Source organism: Cuneatibacter sp. NSJ-177 (assembly GCF_022867805.1).
In the GTDB taxonomy this organism is placed as follows: Bacteria; Bacillota; Clostridia; order Lachnospirales; family Lachnospiraceae; genus Pseudolachnospira.
The window spans coordinates 570,698-596,216 of sequence record NZ_JALIFO010000002.1 but is presented as its reverse complement, the minus strand read 5'-3'; the positions used below and the strand labels follow the sequence as shown (position 1 = coordinate 596,216).

21 protein-coding genes are annotated in these 25,519 nt (G+C 53.9%); 20 read left to right on the top strand and 1 reads right to left on the bottom strand.

All coding sequences use genetic code 11. The features are described from left to right. The first annotated feature begins 323 nt into the window (after positions 1–323). From MUB23_RS06810 to MUB23_RS06800, 3 genes are all read left to right on the top strand, one after another. The gene (locus MUB23_RS06810; protein WP_244799621.1) at positions 324–941 is read left to right on the top strand and encodes a TetR/AcrR family transcriptional regulator; all 618 of its coding nucleotides are present in this window, start codon (positions 324–326) and stop codon (positions 939–941) included. A 110-nt stretch (positions 942–1,051) separates the two neighbouring features. After that, positions 1,052–2,821: an ABC transporter ATP-binding protein gene (locus MUB23_RS06805; protein ID WP_244799693.1), complete on the top strand. Its 1,770-nt coding sequence runs from the start codon at positions 1,052–1,054 to the stop codon at positions 2,819–2,821. 3 nt (positions 2,822–2,824) lie between these two features. Beyond that, positions 2,825–4,555: an ABC transporter ATP-binding protein gene (locus tag MUB23_RS06800; RefSeq protein WP_244799620.1), complete on the top strand. Its 1,731-nt coding sequence runs from the start codon at positions 2,825–2,827 to the stop codon at positions 4,553–4,555. A 45-nt stretch (positions 4,556–4,600) separates the two neighbouring features. Here the strand turns inward: MUB23_RS06800 and MUB23_RS06795 are convergent, their stop codons facing one another. Continuing rightward, positions 4,601–5,539: a LysR family transcriptional regulator gene (locus MUB23_RS06795; protein ID WP_244799619.1), complete on the bottom strand. Its 939-nt coding sequence runs from the start codon at positions 5,537–5,539 to the stop codon at positions 4,601–4,603. Between the two features lie 227 nt (positions 5,540–5,766). On the opposite strand from MUB23_RS06795, the gene MUB23_RS06790 reads away from it, so the two are divergent. The 17 genes from MUB23_RS06790 to MUB23_RS06705 all read left to right on the top strand — a co-directional run bounded on the left by MUB23_RS06790 (position 5,767) and on the right by MUB23_RS06705 (position 25,514). Further along, on the top strand, positions 5,767–6,666 hold the full coding sequence (locus MUB23_RS06790) for a LysR family transcriptional regulator (protein WP_244799618.1): 900 nt from the start codon (positions 5,767–5,769) through the stop codon (positions 6,664–6,666). A 373-nt stretch (positions 6,667–7,039) separates the two neighbouring features. Further along, a complete protein-coding gene (locus tag MUB23_RS06785; protein WP_244799617.1) occupies positions 7,040–7,795 on the top strand; it encodes an SDR family NAD(P)-dependent oxidoreductase in 756 nt (251 codons plus the stop codon). Between the two features lie 18 nt (positions 7,796–7,813). Further along, complete coding sequence (locus tag MUB23_RS06780) at positions 7,814–8,617, top strand: sugar phosphate isomerase/epimerase family protein (RefSeq protein WP_244799616.1); 804 nt, start codon at positions 7,814–7,816, stop codon at positions 8,615–8,617. A gap of 24 nt (positions 8,618–8,641) precedes the next feature. Beyond that, positions 8,642–9,196 (top strand): TRAP transporter small permease, encoded by a 555-nt coding sequence (locus tag MUB23_RS06775; protein ID WP_244799615.1) that lies wholly within the window; start codon positions 8,642–8,644, stop codon positions 9,194–9,196. Beyond that, positions 9,190–10,476 (top strand): TRAP transporter large permease, encoded by a 1,287-nt coding sequence (locus tag MUB23_RS06770; RefSeq protein ID WP_244799614.1) that lies wholly within the window; start codon positions 9,190–9,192, stop codon positions 10,474–10,476. The genes MUB23_RS06775 and MUB23_RS06770 overlap by 7 nt, the downstream gene beginning before the upstream one ends. 49 nt (positions 10,477–10,525) lie before the next feature. Continuing rightward, positions 10,526–11,644, top strand: a complete 1,119-nt coding sequence (locus MUB23_RS06765; RefSeq protein WP_244799613.1) for a TRAP transporter substrate-binding protein — start codon at positions 10,526–10,528, stop codon at positions 11,642–11,644. Between the two features lie 15 nt (positions 11,645–11,659). Further along, the gene (locus MUB23_RS06760) at positions 11,660–12,850 is read left to right on the top strand and encodes a Gfo/Idh/MocA family protein (protein WP_244799612.1); all 1,191 of its coding nucleotides are present in this window, start codon (positions 11,660–11,662) and stop codon (positions 12,848–12,850) included. Positions 12,851–12,923: 73 nt separating this feature from the next. Then, complete coding sequence (gene spoIIID / locus MUB23_RS06755) at positions 12,924–13,184, top strand: sporulation transcriptional regulator SpoIIID (protein WP_244799611.1); 261 nt, start codon at positions 12,924–12,926, stop codon at positions 13,182–13,184. 395 nt (positions 13,185–13,579) lie between these two features. Beyond that, positions 13,580–15,073 (top strand): carboxylesterase/lipase family protein, encoded by a 1,494-nt coding sequence (locus MUB23_RS06750; RefSeq protein ID WP_244799610.1) that lies wholly within the window; start codon positions 13,580–13,582, stop codon positions 15,071–15,073. A gap of 3 nt (positions 15,074–15,076) precedes the next feature. Next, positions 15,077–16,384 carry a carboxylesterase/lipase family protein gene (locus MUB23_RS06745; RefSeq protein WP_244799609.1) on the top strand — a complete coding sequence of 436 codons (1,308 nt, stop codon included), beginning with the start codon at positions 15,077–15,079 and terminating at the stop codon, positions 16,382–16,384. Continuing rightward, positions 16,381–16,635 (top strand): carboxylesterase family protein, encoded by a 255-nt coding sequence (locus MUB23_RS06740; protein WP_244799608.1) that lies wholly within the window; start codon positions 16,381–16,383, stop codon positions 16,633–16,635. Before MUB23_RS06745 ends, MUB23_RS06740 begins: the two co-directional genes overlap by 4 nt. Positions 16,636–16,657: 22 nt before the next feature. Continuing rightward, positions 16,658–17,611 carry an ABC transporter permease gene (locus MUB23_RS06735; RefSeq protein WP_244799607.1) on the top strand — a complete coding sequence of 318 codons (954 nt, stop codon included), beginning with the start codon at positions 16,658–16,660 and terminating at the stop codon, positions 17,609–17,611. A 15-nt stretch (positions 17,612–17,626) separates the two neighbouring features. Further along, positions 17,627–18,517, top strand: a complete 891-nt coding sequence (locus tag MUB23_RS06730) for an ABC transporter permease (protein WP_244799606.1) — start codon at positions 17,627–17,629, stop codon at positions 18,515–18,517. 16 nt (positions 18,518–18,533) lie between these two features. Beyond that, entirely contained in the window at positions 18,534–20,564 is a 2,031-nt protein-coding gene (locus MUB23_RS19795; RefSeq protein WP_330641806.1) for an ABC transporter ATP-binding protein, read from the top strand. A 140-nt stretch (positions 20,565–20,704) separates the two neighbouring features. Further along, positions 20,705–22,333, top strand: coding sequence for an ABC transporter substrate-binding protein (locus tag MUB23_RS06715; protein ID WP_244799605.1), 1,629 nt, complete (start codon positions 20,705–20,707; stop codon positions 22,331–22,333). A 91-nt stretch (positions 22,334–22,424) separates the two neighbouring features. Further along, complete coding sequence (locus MUB23_RS06710) at positions 22,425–24,404, top strand: sigma 54-interacting transcriptional regulator (protein ID WP_244799604.1); 1,980 nt, start codon at positions 22,425–22,427, stop codon at positions 24,402–24,404. Positions 24,405–24,536: 132 nt separating this feature from the next. After that, complete coding sequence (locus MUB23_RS06705) at positions 24,537–25,514, top strand: putative ABC transporter permease (protein WP_244799603.1); 978 nt, start codon at positions 24,537–24,539, stop codon at positions 25,512–25,514. Positions 25,515–25,519 lie beyond the last annotated feature (5 nt).

Sequence of the window (25,519 nt, the reverse complement as noted above, 5' to 3'; positions counted from 1 at the left end):
TTTTTTTGTTTTTTTGACCCGCCGGCAGGAGCGGGAGATCCACTTCCTGATCAATTCATCATAAATACGATGTTAGTATGAACTAACTAAGCAGGAAAAGAAAAAGCAAGCAATGTTAGTGCTTGCTAACTGATTAAAAAGTATACCGTATCCTTGCCTGTTTGTCAATGAGTTCTTTCGGAAATGACGCGAATCCTTTTTGCTTTTTGCCCTCTATATTTGTCCCTCCGCAATAGAAAGAAAAATCTTGGGACTTGACAGCCGGCTGGCGCGGCGTTATGATATAACAGTGCTATATAACGACGTTATAAAGAGGCGGATCAATGACAACGGAACATGCGACCACACTGGAGCGGATTCATCAGGCGGCGAAAGAGGAGTTTTTGAACAAAGGCTTCCAAGCTGCATCCCTGCGGAATATCGTAAAATCCGTCGGGATGACGACCGGGGCGTTTTACGGCTATTACAAAAGCAAAGAGGAATTGTTCGAGGCGCTGGCCGGAGACGCTTATCGCTTTATTATCAACCGCTACCAAGACGCTCATCGGGAGTTCGCCGGGCTTCCCAAAAAGAGGCAGATGGAGGTCATGGGCGAATTTTCCGGAAGCTGCCTGTTTGATATTCTGCATTATGCCTATGAACACTTAGACGAGCTGAAGCTGATTCTCTGCTGCGCGGAGGGTACGCGCTTTGCCAGGCTGATCGACGAGATGGCGGAGACGGAAGCGGAAAGCACCCATGCCTACCAACGTGTTTTGGAGGAGCTGGGCCGGCCTTCACCGAGAATTGATTCCACGCTGGAGCATATTTTGATTACCGGTATGCTTCATACCTTCTTTGAACTGGTGATCCATGAAATGCCGCTGGCAGACGCGGAAAATTATGTCGAGGAAATGCGGGCTTTTTATACCGCGGGATGGATGAAAATTATGGGGCAGTAATGCTCTATAATTTTTCAAATATGGTTAGCGATAACTAACCAAGAGGGATATCCGAGGGCAATGTCAACGCCTTCTGTATCATAAATTCAATGTCAAAGGAGGAATTCTTGTTGAAAAAGCAATCCAATTTGTCACGCCTGCTGAGGATTGCAGGCGGCCACAAATACCTGACCTATGCTTCGTGGATTTTATCCGCGGCCAGCGCTTTGATTGCTCTGATCCCCTATTGGTATATCTGGTGGATCATGAAAGAAGTGCTGGAGGCGGCGCCGGATTTTGATAAAGCCCAGAATCTGACGCATTACGGCTTAATGGCGGTGCTGTATGCGGTGGTTGCCGTGCTGGTGTACATAGCCGGGCTCATGTGCTCCCATCTGGGAGCCTTCCGCATCGCCACGAATCTGCGGATTGCCGCCATGGAACATGTGGTCCGGCTGCCCCTCGGCGCTGCGGAGGAGTTCGGCAGCGGGAAATTGAGGAAGATCGTCAATGAATCCAGCGCGGCGACGGAAACCTATTTGGCGCACCAGCTCCCCGACCGTGCAGGGGCAATCGCCACGCCTTGCGGCTTGTTGTTATTGCTGTTTGTCTTCGACTGGCGGCTGGGGCTTTTGAGCCTGGCGCCGGTGCTCCTTGGCTTTCTGATCATGATGACTATGACTGGGGAGAAGATGCAGCAAAGAATGAAAGAATATCAGAATGCGTTGGAGGATATGTCCAATGAAGCGGTAGAATATGTCCGGGGAATTCCGGTGGTGAAAACCTTTGGCCAGACCATTTTCTCTTTCAAAAAGTTTAAAGGTTCCATCGACCGTTATCAAAAATGGGTGATCGCCTATACCAAAGAGCTCCGCACTCCCATGATGCTCTACACGGCGGCCATCAACGGGGTGTTTGCCTTCCTGATTGCGGGAAGCCTGTTCTTTACTCAGGATGGAGTGACAACGGAATTCTTGCTGAATCTGATTTTTTATATCATCATTACGCCCATCATCTCGGTGACTCTGACTAAGATTATGTTCCAGAGTGAGAACGCCATGATTGTGGACGACGCCCTCCGGCGGATTGACAGCGTGCTGGATTTGGCTCCTTTAAAAGAAACCAGACATCCCAAATCGCCCAAAGACGGGTCGGTGGAAGTCAAGAATATACGTTTCAGCTATGACGGAAAAAAGGATGTGCTGAAAAATATCTCCTTTTCCATACCAGCGGGGCAAACCGTGGCTTTTGTCGGCCCGTCCGGCGGCGGGAAAACGACCCTTGCCAATCTCATCTCCCGTTTCTTCGACCCGCAGAGCGGCGTGGTGAAAATCGGAGGCGTGGATGTGAAGGAAATTTCGAAAGAGGAATTGATGAACACCGTTTCCTTTGTCTTCCAGAACAGCCGCTTAATCAAAGCGTCGATCTTAGAAAACGTGCGGATGGGCAGGCCGGACGCCACCGATGAGGAGGTCAGGGAGGCTCTGCTTCACGCCCAGTGCGGCGACATCATTGAAAAGCTGCCGGACGGCGTGAACACTGTCGTCGGCACAAAAGGCGTTTTTCTCTCCGGCGGCGAACAGCAACGGATCGCCATTGCCCGCGTCATGCTGAAAGATGCTCCGGTGATCATTTTGGATGAAGCCACGGCCTTTGCGGATCCGGACAATGAAGCGAAGGTGCAGGCGGCGTTCTCCCGGCTGTCCAAAGGAAAGACGGTCATTATGATCGCTCACCGGCTTTCTACCGTGGCTAAAGTCGATCAGATTTATGTGGTGAAGGACGGAACCATTGCGGAGAGCGGCGCCAGCCGGGAATTGCTGGAACGGGACGGACTGTTCCGCCGGATGTGGGACAATTATCAGAGCTCCGTACAGTGGAAGGTTTCAAAGGAGGGATAAGATATGGTAAGACTGCTGCAAAAAAGATACGCCCTGTCCGAACAGGGGGCAAAGGATTTGATTAAGGGCTGCATTGCCTGCGTGTTTCAAAATATTTCCTTTCTGTTCCCGGTGGGACTTTTATATAAACTCGTCGGCGATCTGATGGACGGCGGAGCCGGCGGCAACACTGTTTTTTATCTTGCCGGCTGCGTCCTGTGCGTGGGGCTGATTCTTCTCGCCACCTACTTCCAGTATAACGCCACCTACTTCGCAACGTATGTGGAAAGCGGTGTGCGGCGGATCACCCTCGCGGAACGGCTGCGGAAAATCCCCTTGTCCTTTTTCGGGAAGAAAGACCTTGCCGATCTGACCAGCACCATCATGGCGGACTGCACGTTTTTGGAACAAAGCTTTTCCCACTTTATCCCGGAGCTGGCGGGTTCTGTCATTTCCACGCTGCTCATTTCCGTTAGCCTCTTTGTTTATGACTGGCGCATGGCTCTGGCCGCTTTGTATGTGATGCCGGTTTCTTTTGCCATCGTGGGTTTTTCCGCAAAGGTGCAAGAACACTTGAACCAGAAAGCGATGGATGCCAAAATGGCCTGCGCCGGCGGAATCCAAGAGTGCATCGAAACAGTCCGGGATCTAAAAGCGAACAATGCGGAAAAGGCGTATCTGAAAGGTTTGGAAAAGAAAATCCGCGCGGTGGAGAAGCGTTCCATCATCAATGAATTCAGCCTGGCGGCCTTTGTCGTATCCGCATCCCTTATCCTGAGACTGGGCATTGCCACCGTAGCGCTGGTGGGTTCGATTCTGCTCATACAGGGGTCGCTGGACATTCTTACTTTCTTCTTGTTCCTGCTGGTGGTATCCCGCCTCTACGATCCGCTGCAGGGGGCCTTGCAGAACCTGGCGGCGGTGATCAGCACCCGCACCAACATTGCCCGCATGAATGAAATCTTCGATCACCCGATTCAACAGGGAGAAAGCAGGCTGACGAACAAAGGCTATGATATTGCCTTTGACCATGTGGGATTTGCCTACAACACAGGGGAGACTGTCTTAAGAGACGTTTCCTTTACAGCGAAACAGGGGGATGTTACGGCGCTGGTCGGCCCGTCCGGCGGCGGGAAAACAACGGTTTCCCGTTTGGCTTCCCGGTTTTGGGATATCGATAAAGGGAAAATCACCGTAGGCGGCATGGACATTTCGGATATTGATCCGGAAGCCCTGCTCTCTCTGTACTCCATTGTTTTTCAGGATGTCACCTTGTTTGACAACACCATCATGGAAAATATCCGCATTGGAAAGAAGGAAGCGACAGATGAAGAAGTGCTGGCTGCCGCGCGGCTGGCCAACTGCGACGAATTTGCGGAGAGGCTGCCGCAGAAATGGAATACCAGCATCGGGGAGAACGGCTGTGAGCTCTCCGGAGGGGAACGGCAGAGAATTTCCATTGCCCGCGCGTTTCTCAAAAATGCGCCGGTCATCCTGCTGGACGAGGCCACCGCTTCCCTTGACGTGGAAAATGAAACCCTGATCCAGACTGCCCTTTCCCGCCTGATTCAAGATAAGACGGTTCTGGTCATCGCCCACCGGATGCGCACGGTGGCGGGCGCGGACAAAATCGTGGTGCTGGACGGCGGCACGGTGGCGGAGCAGGGAACGCCCGAAAAGCTGCTGAAGAAAAAGGGAATCTATGCCCGCATGGTGAAATTGCAGGCGGAAAGCCAGAATTGGACGCTGGCATAAACTTCAGACGCGTCAGAGGAGCTTTTCCAGCGCGTCTGCGGCTTTTTAGTCCTCCCCGGCGTCCGGATCCAGATGATAATATTCCAATAAAAAGTCCCAGAAAGCGCGGGCGGCAGGAGTCATCTGCTCCCGCTGTTTTCTGGCGGCCAGAACCCGCCTTGCCGTGGCATGGCCTTCGATGCGGAAGATCTGGAGGTCCGGGGCAAACCGGAGGGCCGGTTTGAGGCAGACCTGCGGGAAGAAGGAAAAGCCCACCCCCTGATCCAGCAGCGAAACCTTGGCGTAAAAATCATTGACCATGTAGCCGACCCGAAAGGTGGTTCCGAATAATTCACGGAGCTGTTTGACATTCTGTCCCTGGAAAAGCCAGTTTTGATAAAAAGGGGAGTCGGCCACTTCAATCAAAGGATAGGGTTTTAGCTCCTCCAGGCGGATTGATTTTTTATCTGCAGGGTATGGAATCAGCTTGGGAGACAGAACCGCATAAAATTCCTCCTCCAGCAAATCCCGGTAAATCGGGAAATAAGCCCGCAGCGGATAGGAATCCCCGTGGGCCCCGGCCAAGACCAGATCCGTCGTGTTCATCAGGATGTTGGCGTCGGACTGCTGAACCTCAGAGAAGAAAAAGTCTACCTCCGGATTTTTTTCGGAAAAAGCGCGGACGCAGGGATGCAGAACCGAGGCAAAGGCGTAATTACCGATGCGGACAGTCCCGATCACGGAGCCGCGGAGGCTTTTTAATGCGGTTTCGCCGTTGCGCACCGTCTGCAGGGCATTGGAAGCATACTCATAGAAGATGTGGCCGTGCTCGTTTAAAACCACGCCCCGCCCGACCCGGTTGAACAGCTTCATGCCCAATTCGGCTTCCAGGGAGGAGATCAGTTTGCTGATGTGAGATTGACTGGTATTCATTTCCTGGGCGGTCCTCGGCATGTGCTGGGTCTGAGCCAGACTGACGAACGCCTGCATTTGTATTAATTCCATGGGATACCTCATAAGGGAAGCGCTTGCTCGTTTCGATGGTTCTAGTATACGTTGCCGCCGGGGAAAAATCAACACAATACCGGGAAAGGAAGCAAGAGAGGGAAAATCGGTAAAAGGCTTCGGATGGGAACGATTCTTAGTTGAATATAATCTGTTTTTTGCTTATAATAGACACGAAAGATAGAAAAAACAGCAATCCATACGATGCGAGGAATCGAGGGGGAATTATGAACCTGCAGCAGCTCACTTATTTCCATAAAATTGCAGAACGAAAAAATTACACGAAGGCTTCTCAGGAACTGTCTGTTTCCCAATCGAATTTGAGCCACTCCATGTCGAAGCTGGAGGAGGAATTGGGCGTTCCCCTGTTCGTGAAAAAGGGGAGAAACATTGAGGTGACGGTCCATGGAAAAAAGTTCGACGAACATGTGGCCTTGATCCTGCGTGAATTGGAACTGGCGCAAAGCGAGGCTCAGGAAGCGGCGGATCCGACGAAGGGCACCATCCGGCTGGCGGTTTCCCATACCCTGCATTATCATTTTCTGCCGAATCTAATGCGGGGATATAAAGAGATTCCGGAATATCGGAAGATACAGTTTCAGATTCTGGATATGGAGGCCACGGGGATCGGGCTTGCGAAAATCGAGGCTGGGGAGGTGGATCTGGGGTTCGGCGCAAAAATAGACCGGCCCGGTTTTCAATATTTTGAAGTCATGAGCGAAGAATTGATGGCGGTGGTACCGGTGAGCCATCCCTTGGCTCAAAAGGAAAACATTACGTTGGAGGAGCTCTGCCGGGAGCCGCTGGTCACCTACAACAGCCAGTGCGGTACTCGCTGCGACCTGGAAATTTTTTTTCGGGAATATGGAGTAAGGCCCAGGCAGATCATCGAGGCCCAGAATGAAAAAATGATTGCAAGTATGGTGGCGGCCGGCATAGGCGTCAGCATTATGCCGTGGATCCAGGAGGTCAATGTATATCACGTGGTCTCCGTACCGTTGGAGCATCACCGGCTGAAACGCTCGCTGTATATGTTTTGGCGGCAGGAGGAATTTCGCCTGCCAGTGGTGGAGCAGTTTCGGAAATTTGTTGTCAACACGGTAAAAAACGAACGGGAGCAGAAGTGACCGGATTGGTATTGCAGGAAAAAGTCTGTGTGATAAGCGAACGCCTATCATGCAGGCTTTTTTGTTTTATTCGGAAATTTCAATCCATTCAGGGCAGAGCGATTGGTTTCGTAAGTAAAAAGAATCCATGTATTTCGTACATAGTGCAATGTATTAATCGCATTAGTAATTCGAGACTATTTGATGTAATATGAATTTACAGGCCGCTGAGTTGATATTGTTGAGATTGAAATCTTGCAAATAAGAAAAAAGCGAAATGTTGCTGAACAATATATATTTTGCTTGACAGCACGAACAATGTAGGCGACAAAACGAAAAATAACTGCAAAGCGACGTCAGCGGATATATTGAATGAAATTGAGGTGATTGAATCATGGTTTTACAGCGTTTTGAGGAAAAGACCGCCCTCATCACCGGCGGCGGAGGGATGGGAAGGGCCGTTGCCCTTCGTTTGCTGTCTGAGGGGGGCCGTGTGCTTGTAACGGATCATACCCAGGACACTTTGGCTAGGTTAAAGCAAGAATTCGACGAATTGGGCTACTCTGACCGCACCCGTTTTTTGCTCTCCGATGTGAGAATTTACCGGGATTGCTGTACAGCGGTTCAAAAGGGGGTGGAGTGGTTCGGAAAAATCGATATTTTGGTGACCACGGCAGGTATTCTGCGTCATCATCCGATTGATTTGCTGACGGAGAAGGACTGGAAGGATGTGGTTGATGTCAACCTGACGGGAACCTACAATTCTGTGAAATCCGTTGCCGGCCATATGAAAGACAGGCGGTATGGACGAATCGTATTGATCTCTTCCATCGGCGGCCGGACCGGCCGTCCCGGAGTGGGGGTGAATTATGCGGCGACGAAAGGCGGCGTCGTCGGGATGACGCAGTTGCTGGGCTATGAATTGGGGCCATGGAATATCACAGTCAACTGTGTGGCCCCCGGCCCCATCGGAGGCGGTATGTTTACCTCCCTTCCTGCCAAAGAGCAGGAGCGGCTGCTGGAGGGGATCCGGCTGGGACGGATTGGAACCTTTGATGACGCGGCTGCGGCGGTGGCATATTTAGGGAGCGACGACGCGTCCTGGACGACGGGCGAGGTATTGGATGTCAATGGAGGCTTACAGTATTAAATTTAGGAGGACATGATCATGAAACACACCTATTCACTGGTTCACCTGACGGACATCGCCTGTCCGCCGCCTGCGTTTATCCGCACGGCTGCAGCGGCGGGATATGATGCCGTCAGCCTGCGGACGATTCCCATGGGACTGCCGGGAGAGGTTCCGCACGATATCACAGACCGCAAGCTGCGGGCCGAGACCCTGGCGGCATGCCGGGAGACAGGTATTCGGATCAATGACACGGAAAATGTGAGAATCGATGACGGGGTGGACGTGCATAGATATGAGCCGCACCTGGAAGCGGCGGCGGAGCTGGGGATCCGGCATGTACTGAGCAATATCTGGACAGCGGACCGGGGCTTTTATACGGAGCAGTTTGGCGAGCTCTGCCGGCTGGCGGCGGTCTATGGCCAGGACGTGAACGTGGAATTTGTAACCTGGGCCAGCGTAGTAAATCTCAGGCAGACGGTGGAACTGCTGCGGGAGGTGGCCCTGCCAAATGTGGGAATTGTGGTGGATGCCCTTCATTTTTACCGCTCCCGCGTGAATCTGAAGGAGCTGGAGGGGCTTCCGCAAGAGTGGTTTCGGTTCATGCACCTGTGCGATACAATCCGGGAGATTCCCGACGATCCGGAAATGCTGATTCATACCGGAAGAAAGGAACGTCTTTATCCGGGGGAAGGCGCCATTGACCTGAAGGCGATCCTGGAAAAACTGCCGGAGGATATTGTCAGGGGGATAGAAGTACCGCACGTGAAGCGCCTAGAGGAGATCGGCTTTGAGGAACATGCGCGAAGGGCGTTACAGTCGGCAAAGCAGTGCCTGGAATAGCAAAGCAAGAATTTGAGGTGAAAGATGAAAACAATCAAGTGGCTTGACAGAAATTTTGAGATTTTACTGATGGTTTGCGCCCTGCTGGTGATCGTTTTTGTCATGGGGGCACAGGTTGTAGCGCGGAAATTTTTGGGAGCCTCCATCGAGTGGTCAGAGGAGTTGGGGCGGTATCTGTTTGTCTGGATGGGATTTCTGAGTATTAGCTATACACTGCACGCGGATACCATCATCCGGCTGGAAATACTCGATACGATCTTACCGGCTTCGGTCTTAAAATTCCTCCGCGTGCTCGTACAGGTCTTTATGCTGGTTATGTTCACCTATCTGACCTGCCAATCCTTTTCCATTGTGCGAAGCACGAATCAACGATGGTCCAGCATCGACATTTCAATGAACTACGTGTACGGCGCGATTCCTTTTTGCTTTGCCCTGACTGTGCTGCGGCTGGCGCAAGGCTTGATCCTCACGCTGAAAAGCAAACCGGACGCCAAAAATGCAAAGGCGTTTGCAGCGAAAGAGGAAGCGGAGAAATCCCGGATGACGGAGATGGGGAAGGATGGTGAGAAAAAATGCTAGGCGTTATCTTTGGAGCGATGGCTGTAATGCTCGTATTGACCGTGCCCATCGGCGTGATGCTGCTGGCGGTCGCGCTGATCCCCAGTCTGATGGATCCGGGCTTTACGGCTACCGTGCCTTTTGTTCTGCGCAATGTGGTGGGCGGTTTAAACAGCACCCCCCTTTTGGCAATCCCTCTGTTTATCCTGGGCGGCATCATTATGGCCCAAAGCGGAATCGCCAAGAAACTGTTCGATGTATTTGCCTACCTGATCGGCGATAAGACCGGAGGGATGCCCTGTGCATCCATCATCACCTGCCTGTTTTACGGGGCAATCTCCGGTTCCGCCCCGGCTACCACGGCGGCTGTCGGCACCATGACAATCCCTATTTTAGATGACATGGGATATGATCATGCGTTTAATGCCAGCACTGTAGCGATTGCAGGTGGATTGGGGGTGATCATCCCGCCTTCCGTTCCCTTCATTGTCTACAGCATGGCAAGCGGCGCTTCGGTGGGAGATATGTTTCTGGCGGGAGTGATCCCAGGAATATTGATTGCCCTGTGCCTGATGATCTATGCGGTCTACTATTGCAAGACCAAAGGGGAGGATAAAGAACGGATCCGGAACCGGGTCGCCGTGCTCCGTGAGAAAGGCTTCCTAGGGGTGCTAAAAAGCAGTTTTTGGGCGCTGCTGTCTCCGATCATCATCCTGGGCGGCATTTACGGTGGGATCGTCACACCCACGGAGGCAGCTTTGATCGGCGTCTTTTATGCGGCGCTGGTGGGCCTGTTTATTTACCGTACCTTAAGGCCCAAGGATTTGATCCTTCTCTGTGTGGAAGCGGTAAAGACGACGGCGCCCATGCTCCTGGTAATCGGGGCGGCCTCCGCGTTTTCCAGGGTTTTGTCCCTGATGCAGGCTTCTGAGGTTGTATTTTCCCTGGCGGGCGGTTTGTTGGAAAACCGGATTGTGCTGCTCTTTGTCTTGAATCTCTTCCTATTATTTATGGGGATGATCATCGACACGTCTCCCAATATCCTGATTTTTACCCCAGTGATGCTCCCGCTGGTGCAGGCGGTTGGGGTTGACCCGGTGCATTTCGGAATTATTATGGTGGTGAATCTGGCGATTGGGTTTGTGACGCCGCCGGTGGGAGTAAATCTTTATGTGGCCCAGTCTCTTTCCGGAGTCCCGGTGATCACTCTGGCCAAGAAGGCTCTTCCCTACATCGTGATGTTTTTCATTGCTTTGATGCTGATTACCTATATTCCTGCGATCAGCCTGATGCTGCTGTAAGCGTCTGAGGCATCTTTTATATAAAAACAAATTTATGAGGAGGAAAAAAATGAAAAAGAAAATCTTATGTGGTATCCTGGCAATGGCGCTGGCCTGTTCCTTATACGGGTGCGGAAGCTCCGGCGCGGCGACGACCGTCTCGCCGAACACCACCGAGGCCGCCGGAGGAGATACCGCGGCAGGTGCGACCGCGGCAGGTGCGACCGCGGCAGCCGCCGCTGCTTCGGATTTACCGGAAATGACGTTTTCCATCGGGCACACCGGAACCGAGGATTCCTGGAATCATTCCATGTGTTTGAAAATCAAAGAGAAATTGGAGGAGTACAGCGGCGGAAAAATAAAGGTAAATGTCTACGCCAACGGTCAGATGGGGAGCGACTCCGAGATGATTCTCAGCGTGATCCAGGGGGATCTGACCATGCAGTGCACCAATACGGCATCGGTCACCAACACGGTTTCCGACTGTGGAATCGCCGATCTCCCCTTCCTCTTTGACAACGTGGAGTCGGTGCGGAAAGCGCTTTCCGATGAGACCTTCCTTTCTTTGCTGAAGGAAAAGTTTGAAGCCCAGGACCTTGCACTGATGCTGGTGGCGGACCAGGGATTCCGCTGTATCACGACGAACCGCGAAATCAAGAGCTTTGAAGATCTTGCCGGGATGCAGATGCGTGTGCAGGATAATGCCAATCACATCGCGTTTTGGACCGACGCCACGCTGGCGCCCACGCCCCTTGCCTTTTCCGAACTGTACCTGTCCTTGCAGCAGGGCTTGCTGGAAGCCCAGGAAAACCCTTACCGCACCACGGTTGCCTCCAAATTCTATGAGGTTCAGAAGTATGTGACGAACTCAAACCATGTTCCTCAGTGCAACGTGATTTTCATGGGAAAGACAGCCTATGACGCCCTTCCGCCGGAATATCAGAAGATGGTGGACCAAACCATGGAAGAATTACTGCCCTATGCCCAGGAAGTGGCGGACGAGTCCATGGAGAATGATCTGGAATTCCTTCAAGAGCAAGGGATGACCTTCCTGGATTTTGACCAGATCCCCGGAATCCGGGAAGCGCTGAAAACGGCGGCCCTGGACAACGCCATTGCCCGCATGGAGGAGACCATTGACCCGGCGCTGATGGACGCTTACCTGAAGGCGGCCGGGTATACCAGATAAAGGAGAGGGAAGAAAATGACCGAGAAAAAAACCGTAGTAGTAGGAACCATTGGCGCCGGATATGCGGCAGATCTTCACGCAAGCGGTTATCAAAGAGTCTGCGGTGTCAATGTCCGGCTGAAAACCATCTGCGATGTGCGCCTGGAAGCGGCGGAGCAAATCAAAGAGCGCTACGGATACGAACACGCGGCTTCAGATTATGAAGACTTGCTGCGGGATCCGGAGATCGACGTGATTGATCTTGTCACGCCGCCGTTTTTACACTGCGAGATGGCGGTGAAGGCGCTGCGGGCGGGAAAACACGTGATCTGTGAAAAGCCGCTGACCGGATATTTCGGAAAACGGGGAGAGGAGAACGTTGGCCGGACCACGCCGAAATCCGTCATGTACCGGGAAGTCCTTCGGTCCATGGAAGAGCTGAAAAGCGTGGCGGAGGACAGCGGGAAGAAGTTTATGTATGCGGAGAACTTTGTCTATGCTCCCCCGGTCCAGCGGGCGGCGGAAATGCTGCGGGCAAAGAAGAGTAAAATTCTCTGTATGAGAGGAGAACTGAGTCTCAATGGAAGCAGTTCCTCGCTGGCCGGGAAGTGGAGCGGCACCGGCGGAGGGATTCTGATGAGAAACGGCTGTCACCCTCTGGCGGGAATGCTGTGGCTCAAGCGGCAGGAAGCGCTGGCCCGCGGGGAGGAGATCCGCGCGGTCAGCGTGACAGCGGACTGCGGCGTTACCACGGAATGCCTGACGGACAGGGAAAAAGAACATTTGCTGGCGCGCCCGGAGGACGTGGAAGATTACAGCAACCTGACGGTTACCTTTTCCGACGGCACCAAAGCACTGGCCATTGCGGCGGATACCGTATTGGGCGGGTCCCAGAATTATATCCAGATTTACAGCAATGACTGCGCGCTGAAATGCAATATTACCCCTACGGACATGCTGGAAAGTTATTTTATGGATGAGAAAGGGCTGGAAGATATAGAGATTTCTCAGTTCCTGACCCATAAAACCGGATGGAACCGCGCCTGGGTAAACGATGAATTTGTCAGGGGATATACCGGCGAGCTTCAAAATTTCATGGAAGCCGTCGCGTTTGACCGTGTTCCAGACTCAGATTTTACGCTGGCGTATGATACGATCCGCATTTTATATGCCGCCTATCAGTCCGCGGAAGAAGGGCGGAGAGTGACGCTGGAAACAGTTCCATAAAAACAGAAACCGTGTGCATGACCGGCGGCCCTGAAGCATACATTGTAAAAACAATTATTCCGAGGGGTTTTCCTTGAAAGATTATATCGAAGAACGCGCGGTAGCGATTGCCAATTACATTATAGATCACAATGCTACCGTCCGTCAGACGGCCAAAAAGTTCGGGATTTCAAAGTCCACGGTTCACAAGGATGTGACCGAGAGACTTCCTCTGATCAACCCTGCCCTGGCAGCGCAGGCCAGAGTCGTTTTAGATGTAAACAAATCGGAGCGCCATATCCGGGGTGGCCTGGCCACGCGGGAGAAATACCTGCTTCACAACGGACACCGCTAATCTCCAGAATCTGTGTTTGCTCTGGAAACCACTTTTCTAAAATTTTTTATGTACCTCCCCTCCTGCTGTCAGCCGGATTACCGGAAAATCCGGCTGACAGCAGGAGGGGAGGCTTTTTTCAGCGAGAACCCAACGTTTCAGAATTAAACCGTTCAACTGAAATGAAATAATGGTTCCTGTCGTACAATCTAAATGCTTTTCTTGAAAATATTTTTTTATAATCTTGTAAATATCCAGAAAAATCCAGGCAAATGCAATATCAAGTGAAAGTAAATGTATTTTTGTGGGAAAAACGCGATATAAGTGGCACGGAACTTGCGGTATATAAGGCCAGAACAAGGACAACCGGTTTCAACAGGCCGGATACGAAGGAATCTTATCGTAAGGGGGAGAAAATGGCGCTATTGATAGCAAAAGTGGAGAGCGGAGTCCTGCGGGGCACGTATTCCGGCAACGACAAAGTCAGCGTTTTCAAGGGAGTTCCCTATGCGGCGCCGCCGGTGGGTGAACTGCGGTGGAGAGAACCGCAGCCGCCGGAGCCATGGGAGGGCGTGCGGGATGCCTATACATTTTCCGATATTTGCCTTCAGGAACAGGCGGAAAAAGGATCTTTTTATCAGAAGGAGTTTTACGAAGTCCGCTTTCCGATGAGCGAGGACTGCCTGTATCTGAACATCTGGACGCCGGCGGAATCGGATCAGGACCGGCTGCCAGTGGCCTTTTTCATCCATGGCGGCGGATTCAGCGCCGGAATGGGAATCAATAAGAGCTACGACGGGGAGGCTTTCGGAAAACGGGGGGTTGTCACGGTGACCATCAACTACCGGGTCGGCGTTTACGGTTTTTTGGCTCATCCGGAGCTGACCGCGGAGAACGAGCACGCCTCCTCCGGAAATTATGGCCTGCTGGATCAGATTGCCGCCCTGAAATGGGTCAGGAAAAATATTGCAGCTTTCGGCGGAGACCCGGAGCAGATCACGATTTTCGGCCAGTCGGCGGGCGGAGGCAGCGTACAGCTTCTCTGCGGTTCCCCTTTGACCCGCGGGGATATCCGCCGGGCGATCATCCAGAGTTCCATTGTGCTGGCCCCACTGCGGGAGCCAATCAACAAGCCTTTGGCCGCTGCGGAGCAATTCGGAGCGGATTTCGTTCATAAGATCGGCGTTTCTTCCATAAAAGAGGCCAGAGGGCTATCCGGGGAAGAGCTGCTGTCCCGATATATCAAGTTTAAGGGAGGCCGCTTTGGCCTTTACTTTAAGCCGGTTGTCGACGGGTACGCGGTGGAGGACGATATGCTGAACCAGGTTCTGAAAAATAAGCATCACCGGATCTCCTATCTGATGGGCGGTACCTTAGATGAAATGGCGAACGGCCCTATGGAGGCTCCGAAGGAGGCGCCCAAAGACCGGAGTTCCTATGAGATCATCCGGGACGAGATGGGACCGGCCAGCGAGTACTATTTTGAGATTCCAAAGGAAGAGCGGGAGGATATTTCCGAGATGCCGGCCAGGCACATCTGCGGATGCTGCGCCTGGAGCGAGCTTCAGGTGGAGCAGGGCAGAACCCCGGTTTATCAATATTTGTTCAGCCACACGCCGCCCGGCGATGACCATCCGGGAGCCTTCCACTCGGCGGAGCATCCCTATGTATTCCAGACCTTGTTCCGGATCTGGCGGCCATACCGCGGGGAGGATATGGAATTGTCCAACCTGGCCTGCGGCTACTGGACGAATTTCATTAAATTCGGGAACCCCAACGGGGAGGGGCTGCCGGAGTGGACGCCTTACACCAAGGAGTGTCCGGAGGTGATGGAGCTGAAGCCAAACGCCGGGATGAAGCGGTTGTTTGGCCAGCCGTTTGTCAGATTGAAAAACAAGGAGGGGGAATAGCCGATGGCGCTTCTGGAAGTTGAGGTAGAAGAAGGAAAACTGAGAGGAACTTTTGCAGGAAATCAGAGAGTTGCCGTACATAAAGGCGTGCCCTATGCGGCTCCGCCCGTAGGTCCGCTCCGCTTCCGCCCGCCGGTACCCATGAAACCCTGGGACGGCGTCCGGGAGGCTTATCTTTTCGGGGACGCCTGCCATCAAAAACGCGTCCTGGGAGGCGGAGACTTTTATCAGAAGGAATTTTATGTGGAGCGCCGTTACAGTGAGGACGTGCTGACCGCCAATATCTGGACTCCGGCCAAAACCCCGGAAGACCGGCTGCCCGTCGCTTTCTGGATTCACGGAGGAGGAATGCAGCACGGAGACTGCATCAACATGGCTTACGACGGGGAAGCCTTTGCCAAACGGGGCGTGATTTTCGTCACGATCGGCTACCGCCTCAATGTGTTCGGTTTCCTGGCTCACCGGGAGCTGACGGAGGAAAGCCGGAAAGAGAGGGGCGTCGCCGCGTCGGGCAATTACGCGTATCGGGATATTCTGGCGGCTCTGCAATGGGTTAAGAGAAATATCGCGGCCTTTGGCGGGGACCCGGACCGGGTGACCATTCTGGGCCAGTCCGGCGGGGCCGGGGCGGTGATGGATCTGGCGGCGATGCCGAAAGCCCAGGGACTGTTTCAGCGCTGCGTCATGCAGAGCGGAGGCGGCCTGGGAGGGATCGTGCAGGACAAGGATGTGACGCTTGCCGATGCGGAGCAAATCGGAGAGGAGTTTTTCCGGTACATCGGAGTCCGGACCGTGGAAGAAGCCCGGCGGATACCCGGCGGCCGCCTGGTGGAGTATTATTACGATTTCTGCCGGGAGCGCCCGAAGAAGGAAGGGGATTCTTACAGTCCCTTTGGCCGCTGCCAGGATAACGAACTGTTTTTTGAGAGCACCATGGATGCGGTCCGGGCGGGCCGTTATGCGGATGTGGACTATCTGACCGGGACCATGGCGGACGAGTTCACCTATATCATGGGGAGACGGGACATTGATCTGGAAAAATACCGCCGGGAAATCGGGGAGAAATACGGTGTTTTTGCAGAACAGTATTTGAAAGCTGCGCGGGCGGACACCAAAGCCGGGGCGGAGGAGACGGAGCGGCGCAGTTCGGCGGATCATATGTGGGCTTCGGCCCAGGCGTTCTCGGAAAAGCAGCTGGAGCTGGGCCGCAGGCCGGTGTTTCAGTATTTCTTTTCCCACCCGGTTCCAGGGACGATCATAAAGGCGCGTTCCATTCCGGCGAACATGCCTATGTCTTTCAGACCTTTTTGAGGATAGACCGGCCTTACACGGGAAGAGACTTGGACCTGTCCAACTGCATGTGCGATTCCTGGTGCAATTTCATAAAAACCGGCACGCCCAACGACGGGGCGCATCCGTTTTGGATTCCCTACACAAAACAATGTCCTCTGGTCCGGGAATTCGGCGGCGGCAACGGAATGATTCCCATGCCGGAGACCCCTATGTCGGCTTTCCTGCGGGATTACGCCCTGGAACGGCTGAGAGGAAAGGCGGGTCTGTAAGTAGAAAGGAGAGCAAGACCGTATGGGGAAGTATTTATTGAAACGGCTGGGGCAGACGATTCTCGTCATGTTCCTAGTTTCCATTTTGGTATTCCTCCTGATGTCCTTTATACCGGGGGATCCGGTGTACGCCATGCTGGGGGAGGACATCACGCCGGAGGAATATCAGGTCGCCTATGAACAGCTGGGGCTGGACAAACCTTTGATTACTCGGTATGCCGGCTGGCTCGGAGGAGTGTTTCAGGGCGATTTCGGCGTGTCCTATCAATATCATGTGGAAGTGGAAGAACTGATTGCTTCAAGGGTGACCGTCACCCTTTATCTGGCAGTTTTGTCCACGGTGATCGGTTATCCCATCGGCATCCTGTTTGGCATGCTGACCGCGGTGTACCGGGGGAAGAAGGCGGACTCTATTCTGACCTTCATCGCCAACCTCTGCAACTGCCTGCCCCAATTTTGGATCGGCATCTGTCTGATGTATTTTCTTGCCCTGAAGTCGGGGCTGCTGCCGTCCTACGGGTTTACCTGGCCCTGGGAAGACTTCGGGATGCACATGAAGCAGCTGATCATGCCGCTGATCTGCCTGTCCATCGGCAGTATCGCAGGCGTGACCAGGCAGACCCGCTCCAGCATGCTGGAGGTGATCCGGCAGGATTATGTCCGGACCGCCCGTTCCAAGGGGCTGAGGGAGAAGAAAGTTATCTTGATCCATGTGATGAAAAACGGTCTGATCCCGATCATCACGATGCTGGGAAATCGTCTGGCCTTCATGGTCGGGGGCTCCATGTTCGTGGAGTCGGTGTTTCAGATCCCCGGCATGGGTTCTCTGTTTGTGAAAGCCATCGGGGGAAAAGACATCCCGGTGGTCCAGGCCTGCGTCCTGCTGACGGCGCTGGTATCCTGCCTGGCTTACATCGTGACGGATTTGCTCTACATGCTGGTGGATCCCCGGATCAGCCTGGTGGAATCGGAGTAGGAAGGAGGTCGGACGATGGAAACAATACTGGAAAAAGCACGGACGGCCAAGGAGAGAAAGCAGGAGAGCAGACGAAAGTTTGTAAAGGCATTGTTCCGGCGGAAAGTGGTGCTGTTCGGGGCAATCGGCGTTTTGGCGTTCATCCTGATTGCCGTTCTGGCGCCTCTTTTGGCCCCCTATGACCCCAATAAAACAGACTTCTTTGCGGCCCTGCAAAGTCCCTCCGGCGCGCATCTGTTGGGAACGGACGATCTGGGGCGCGATGTGTTAAGCCGTATCATCTACGGCTCCAGGGTCTCTCTGGCCGTCGGCGTTCTGGCGGTGGCCATTGCCTGTGTGGCAGGAACCTTTTTAGGGATGTGCGCCGCCTATCTCGGCGGCTGGGCCGACGCGGTGATTATGCGCTCCTGTGAAGCACTGATGTCGATTCCAAACACGGTGCTGGCCATGGCCCTGATTGCCGTGTTCGGCGGCGGCCTTCGGAATCTGGCGATTATTCTCGGCCTATCCACGGTGCCGGGCTATGTCCGGATGATGCGGGCCGAGGTGTTAAAGATCAAGGGAAGCGACTTTGTGATGGCTGGAAAACTCCAGGGAAGCAAAAACCTGCGCCTGATGTACAAGCATATTTTACCCAACAGCCTTTCCCCGATCATTGTCATGATGACCCAGCAGGTCGGTCAGACAATCTTGGTGGAAGCCGGTCTCAGCTTCCTGGGCGTCGGAGTCAGCGTTCCGACTGCCTCCTGGGGCTCCATGGTCAGCGACGGAAAGGCGTATCTGCTGACCAATCCGGTCTTTGCCATCACGCCCGGTATCTGCGTTGCCATCCTGGTCATCTGCCTGAACATGTTCGGCGACGGCATCCGGGACGCTCTGGATCCCCGGCTGCGCGGCGATATTTGAGGAAAGGAGAACCGGTGTGGACAAGTTATTGGAAGTAAGAAATATAAAAGCTCAGTTCGTCACGGACGGAAATGTGGTGAACGCGGTGGACGGCGTCTCTTTCTATCTGAATCCGGGGGAGATCATCGGGGTGGTCGGGGAATCCGGGAGCGGAAAATCCGTGACCATGATGAGCCTCTTGCAGCTGATCTCCTCCCCAGGGCGGGTGGCCGGGGGCGAAGTCTATCTGGAAAATGGGAAAGACAACCTCTTGAGCTACCCTCCCAACGGAGAAAAAATGCGGGAGGTCCGCGGGGGCAAGATCGGCATGATTTTCCAGGAGCCCATGACCTCCCTGAACCCGGTCCTGACCGTGGGCTACCAGATCCAGGAGACCATCATGCTGCATTTGGGCCTGGACAAGGAGGCGGCCAGGGCCAAAGCCGTCGAAATGCTGAAACTGGTCAATATCCCGGACGCGGAAAGCCGTTTCGGCTACTATGCCCAGCAGTTTTCCGGCGGGATGCGCCAGAGAATTATGATCGCCATGGCCCTGGCGGCGGAACCGGAAATCCTGATTGCGGACGAGGCGACCACGGCGCTGGATGTGACCACCCAGGCCCAGCTTTTGGAGATGATGCAGGACATTGCGAAAAAGACCGGAACCTCCATCATCATTGTGACCCATAACCTGGGAATCGTGGCTCAGTATGCAGAGCGGATCTACGTCATGTACTCCGGCCATATCATGGAGCATGCGGGCACGAAAGCCCTGTTTCGCAGGCCGGAGCACCCTTATACCCGCGGGCTCTTGAAAGCAATTCCAAGGCTCAGCGATCCCAAGGGAAAAGTACTGGTACCCATCGACGGGCTTCCCCCCAACCCGGCAAACCGTCCGCCCTACTGTCCGTTTTATCCCCGCTGTGAGTATCGGAAAGAACGATGCAAAGAGGGCATTCCCCCGCTGCGGATGACGGAAGAGGGCCACAGCATCGCCTGTTTCTTAAGCGGGGAGGAACTGGAACAAAGAGAAGAGGAGCTTTCCCATAAGCTTCAAAAAGAGACGGCAAAAAAGACGATAAAGCCGGAGCTCTGCCTGGATATCCGGAAGGTTCGGAAATACTTTCCGGTCTATAAAGGGCTGATCCGGAAAAAGATCGGGGAGGTAAAGGCGATCGAGGATATCACCTTTCAGGTCCGTAAGGGGGAGACCTTAGGAATCGTTGGGGAGAGCGGCTGCGGAAAAACGACGTTGGCCCGCTGCCTGATGCGGGTTTACCGGCCGGACGAGGGGGAAGTGATTTTTGAAGGAACGGATATTGCCCGGATGAAAGATTCGGAACTGATCTCCTTCCGGCCCAAAATGCAGATGATCTTTCAGGACCCGTTTTCTTCCCTGGATCCGCGGCAGACAGCCGGATCCATCGTGGGGGAATCTCTTAAGATCCACCACCTGACAAAAAGTCAGGAAGAATATGAGGCAAAGGTGGACGAGTTGTTCCGGCTGGTGGGCCTGAGCCCGGAGCTTCGGGAACGGGTTCCCCATGAATTTTCCGGCGGCCAGCGTCAGCGCCTGGGGATTGCCAGGGCGCTTGCCTCCAACCCGTCCCTGATCGTGTGCGATGAGCCGATCTCCGCCCTGGATGTCTCGATCCAGGCGCAGATCATCAATCTGCTGGAGGAACTGCAGAGCCGCCTGGGGCTGACCTATCTTTTTATCGCCCATGACCTGGCGGTGGTGAAGCACATCAGCGACCGGATTATGGTCATGTACCTGGGGAGGATCGTAGAGTTCTCGGATTGCCTGGATCTCTACGAGGAGCCGCTTCATCCTTACACAAAAGCGCTGCTCTCGGCAGTGCCGGATGCCAACCCCGATGCGGGGCGCGAGCGCATTCCCCTGAAAGGGGAAGTTCCCAGCATTTTAAAACGCCCGGCGGGCTGTCCCTTCAGCGACCGGTGCAATCTGACAGAAGACCGGTGCCGGAAAGAGACGCCCCAGCTGAAAGAAGTAAAGCCGGGACACAGGGTGGCTTGTTTTCTCTATGAACAGCAGGAGGATGCCTGATTGTTGTCCGGGAATCGGACCTGGCCGGAAGAGAGATCACTCAAACGGGCGGCAGGTCTTTGCCCGCGGTATGCACTTCGGCCCGTTACTGGAAATGGGAGCGGACCGGGGTTTATATAAAAAAATAAAGGAGGAAATCTATGAAAAACAGGAAAAGATGGACAGCTTGCCTGCTGGCCGGACTGATGGCGGTTTCTCTGACGGGCTGCGGCGGCTCCGGCGAGACCGCGGCGGCCGGAGCGACGGCAGCCGGTACATCTGCGGCGGCGACCCAGACGGGCACAGCGGCAAAAGAGTCTGCCTCAGCCACTCACGCGGAAGGACAGGCGGAGCCGAAAAAGGGAGGCGTATTCCGCAGCGCGGAGGCCGTAGTTCCCATGTCGTTCTTTACGGTGACGGCGTCCAGCACCAACGCGGACCTTTTTATCGCACCGGCGATCGAGCCTTTGGCCCGGATCTACAAGGACGGCACTTATGATCTGCTTCTGGCGGAGTCAATGGTCCGCGACGATGAAAAGCTGACGCTGACCGTGAAACTTCGGGAGGGAATCCAGTTTACCGACGGATCGGATCTGAATGCAGAGGTTTTAAAGTGGACCTTTGATACGGCTCTGGCCGCGGGAAGAGCCGCCTCATTGGGAAATCCCACCGAGGTGAAAGTATTGGACGACTACACGGTGGAGATTCACTTTGCCACTTTCTCTTTGGAGTGGGAGAACCTGATCGGGAAGATGTACATGCACTCGAAAAAAGCCTATGAAGAGCACGGCGAGGACTGGTGCAAAGTCAATATGGTCGGCACCGGCCCCTATAAGCTGGAAAGCTATGAGGCCGACACGAAGCTGACCTTTGTCAAAAATGAGGATTACTGGCAGGGAGAACCGTATCTGGACGGCATCGAGGTGATCTGCCTGACCGAGGGGACCACGGCTGCCTCCGCCTTCCTAAATAAAGAGGTCGATTTTTACAACAGCGACAACAGCCAGATCATCGACATGATCCTGGCCGCGGGCTATGAAAATCAGAGTTTGGGAATGCCCGGCGACATCAGCATCGGCGTATTCTACCCCAACAGCACCGTGGAAGGCGATCCCTGGAACAACGTGGCGGTGCGCCAGGCCGTGTTCCGCTATGGAATCGACTGGGATGCCGTTGCCTTTGCAGCCAAGGGAAAATATGCCTACGCTTCCAATCAGTTTGGCATCACCGGCTCCTATCATTTCGACGATGAGCTGGAAGATCCGGCCTATGATGCGGAAAAGGCCAAGTCTTTATTGGCGGACGCCGGATATCCGGACGGATTCGATACGACGATTTTCTGCACTGCCAGCAATTCAAAGGATGCCACGGCCATCCAGGCCAGCCTTTCGGAACTGGGAATCCGGGCAGAGGTGCAGGTGGTGACCACGCTGACCGATCTCAGGGAATCCGGCACCACCCCCGGTCTGTTGCTGGGCCTGTCGCCGGGTTATCTGGATATTGCCTCCACGTTAAAACGGGTCTACTCCCGTGAAGGCTCCTATGGAAAGGTGATGAACGTCTCCGATGAATATGAAGACGCTCTGACCAAGGCGCTGTCGGCGAAAACGCTGGAGGAAAAGAAGCAGTACCTGAAGGAATGCAGCAGGCTCTTAAGCTACGATGAGTGTGTGCTGGAGGCCATGTGGATCTGTCCGGCCTACCTTTTCTCCCAGGATTATGTGGAAGGGATGAACCGGAACCGGGTGGCTTACGGCTATTCCGCCGAGGATATCTGGTTGAACCAGTAAGGTTTGTTTTTCATTCAGGGGCCGTTGCTTTCGGTGGCGGCTCCTTTTTCATTTTGGCGGCGGGAGGAGTAGAAAGAGAGGAGGGAGCCATTTGATTAAAATCATGTATCTCACCATGGAACAGGCAGAGCTGACCCACGCGATCCGGATGGCGAAAGAGCTGAATGTGGAAATTTATCCGAATGTGGTTCCGAATGATGACTGGGAGCAGGTAAAAGAATATGCGGCGATCGCGGAGAACCTGGATGTGGATGTCATTTTAGCAAAAGGGAGGATTCTCGCGCTTCTGCAAAGCCTGAATTGCCCCATCCCGATTGTGACGGACCCGGTGGTTGGGATGATGACAACCCGTCTTCTCTATCACTTAAAAAAGCACAAAGGGGATGCTTATTGGCAGGAGGCGGGCCGGAGAAGAAAGGTTGCCTTGATCACCCATCAGCGTCTTTATATCGAGGAAGATATGTACAGCGAAATTTTCGATATGGAGATATCCAATGTGGTGGTTCCCAGGGAAATGCTGAACCGGGGGGAAGAGTTTCTCCTGGAACAAAAGGCCAAGGGCTTTGATCTCGTCATCTGTGGCCAGAACATGAAGCGGATTGCGGAGCAAGTGGGGCTGGAAGCCTATTTCCGTGTGGAAGCCGCCAGCATGGAAATGATCTGGGAGGCGCTCCGGACCGCCGCGGTGGTGGCGCGGGGCGTCAAGGCCCATAAAGAAAAGACGCGGGAGATGCGGGAACTGATGGACTACGCCTTCGAAGCTGTTTTGATGACGGATTCGGAGGGGAGAATTTCTTTCTGTAATCTGGCGGCGTCAAAATTGCTGGACTGCTCGGAGAAAGAGATTCTGGGCGTTTTTGTCTGGGACCGGATCCCTGCTTTTTTGAGCGGAGAAATCCTGGCGGTGATCCGGGAGGAGAAAAATCTCTTCGGGAAGATCCTGACTTTGCGGGGAAATACGGTTTTGGCCAACGCCACTTCCCTTCATGCCGGAACCCAAAAGGAGAAACCGTCGGGCGCGGTGGTCTACCTGACGGAAATCCAAAAGCTGGAAGGGATGGAGACCGCGGTCAAGCAGGAGCTCTACGCCAAAGGGCATCAGGCAAAATATCATTTTTCCGATATTCTCGGCAGCTCCTTTGAGATGCACGAAATAAAGCAGATGGCGGAACAGTTTGCCCATTATCACTCCAATGTTCTCTTGATGGGGGAGACCGGAACGGGAAAAGAGCTGTTTGCCCAGAGTATTCACAATGCAGGGGCCAGAAAAAACGAGCCTTTCGTGGCCCTGAACTGCGGCGCCTTTTCCCCGAATCTGCTGGAGAGCGAGCTGTTCGGCTATGTGGAAGGCGCGTTTACCGGCGCCCTGCGGAAAGGAAAGAAGGGGTTGATCGAGATTGCCGACGGGGGAACGATCTTCCTGGATGAAATCTCGGAGATGGACCTGCAAGGGCAGGTCCGGCTTCTGCGCGTCCTGGAAGAGCGGACCTTGCGGCGGGTCGGGGACGACAAAGAAATCCCCGTGGACATCCGCGTGATCGCAGCTTCCAACAAAAACCTGATCCGCCAGGTGGAGAAGGGGGAATTCCGGGAGGATCTGTACTATCGCTTGAACGTGCTTTCCCTCGTAATTCCGCCCCTTCGGCAGCGGGGGCGGGACTCGGTGCTTCTGGCAAAGCGGTTTCTGGACGACTTTGGAAAGAAGTATCACAAGAACGTGTGGATTACCCCGGAGGCGGGAGATGTGATTGCCGGTTTTTCCTGGAAAGGCAACGTGCGCCAGCTCCGCAATTTCTGTGAGAGGCTGGTGGTGGTGGCGGGGGAATGCGCCCTGGAACCGGAGTTTATCTTGCGGCAGTTAAAGATGATTTATCTGGCCGGGGAGGAAGACTTGACGGTCCGGATGCCGCCCGCCGGAGAAAAGGGGGACGAAGAACAGGAAAAAGAGCAGATCACCTGGGCTTTGAACCAAACCGGAGGAAAGCGTCAGGAGGCGGCGAAGCTTTTGGGGATCAGCAAGTCCAGCCTGTGGCGCAGAATGAAAAAGTATGAAATCGGGGAAAAATTCTGATTGTCCCCGGATTGACAGAGGAGGAAGGGTCTGTTATTCTAAAATAACACAATCCGTTTGAGAAAAACGGCCGCGGCAGTTTAATGTGAGACATTTTTTACGCTGCCATGAATGCGCAGAAAAGAGGATTTTATGTATTCCTACACTCCTTTGCAGTGGATGCTGTTCTTTTTTATTTATTGCTTTATCGGTTGGATCTGGGAAAGCTGTTTCGTCTCCGTGAAAGAAAAGCGGTGGGTAAACCGCGGTTTTTTGCATCTTCCCATGCTGCCGCTGTACGGATCGGGCGCAGTGATCATGCTCTTTGCCTCCCTGCCGTTTCGGGGGAACCTGATTCTGACCTACCTTTCCGGCGTGGTCGGAGCCACCCTTTTGGAATTGGTGGTGGGGCTGGGGATGGAGGCCATTTTTAAGGTCAAGTATTGGGATTACAGCAACCAGAAATGGAATTATAAAGGTGTGATCTGTCTAAAATCCTCCCTGTTCTGGGGGGTTCTTACCCTGTTTTTGACGGAGATCGCCCATAAGCCCTTAGAACAGATGGTGATGGCGATGCCCTTTGTTCTTCTGGCAGTTTTGGACGGCACGATCGGCGCGGCGTTTGTCTACGACACCGTGATTTCGGTCAAGGCGGCTCTGGATCTTGCCAAAGTCCTGTCTGCTCTGGAGAAGGCCAAAGCAGAAATGGAGGCGCAGCTGCGGGAAGCCTACGAACAGCTGGGTGAGCGCATGGACGACGCGGCCCAGGCCATCAGCGAGAGGCTGGAATTGATCCGTCAGAATATGGAGGATAAGGCGGAAGGAAGAACCGAGGCCTGGGAAAAACGCCTGGATGATTGGTGGACGGCCAGAGGAATCGAGAGAGCGCGCCGGGAGGAAAATCCGGGATACCAGATGGTCCGGGAAAAGGCAAAGCTTGCCGGTCATCAGGTTGAGGAGCTGCTAAGGAAAGCCCAGGAGTCTTCCTCCGGCATGTTGAAGCGGAACCCGACCGCAACATCAGGCCGCTATCGGGACAGCTTCCATATGCTGAAAAAACAGGCGGCGTTCCGTCGGGAGATGCTTCGGATTCAAAGGCAGCAAAAAAAAGAGGCAAAGGACAAAGAGTGAGAGGC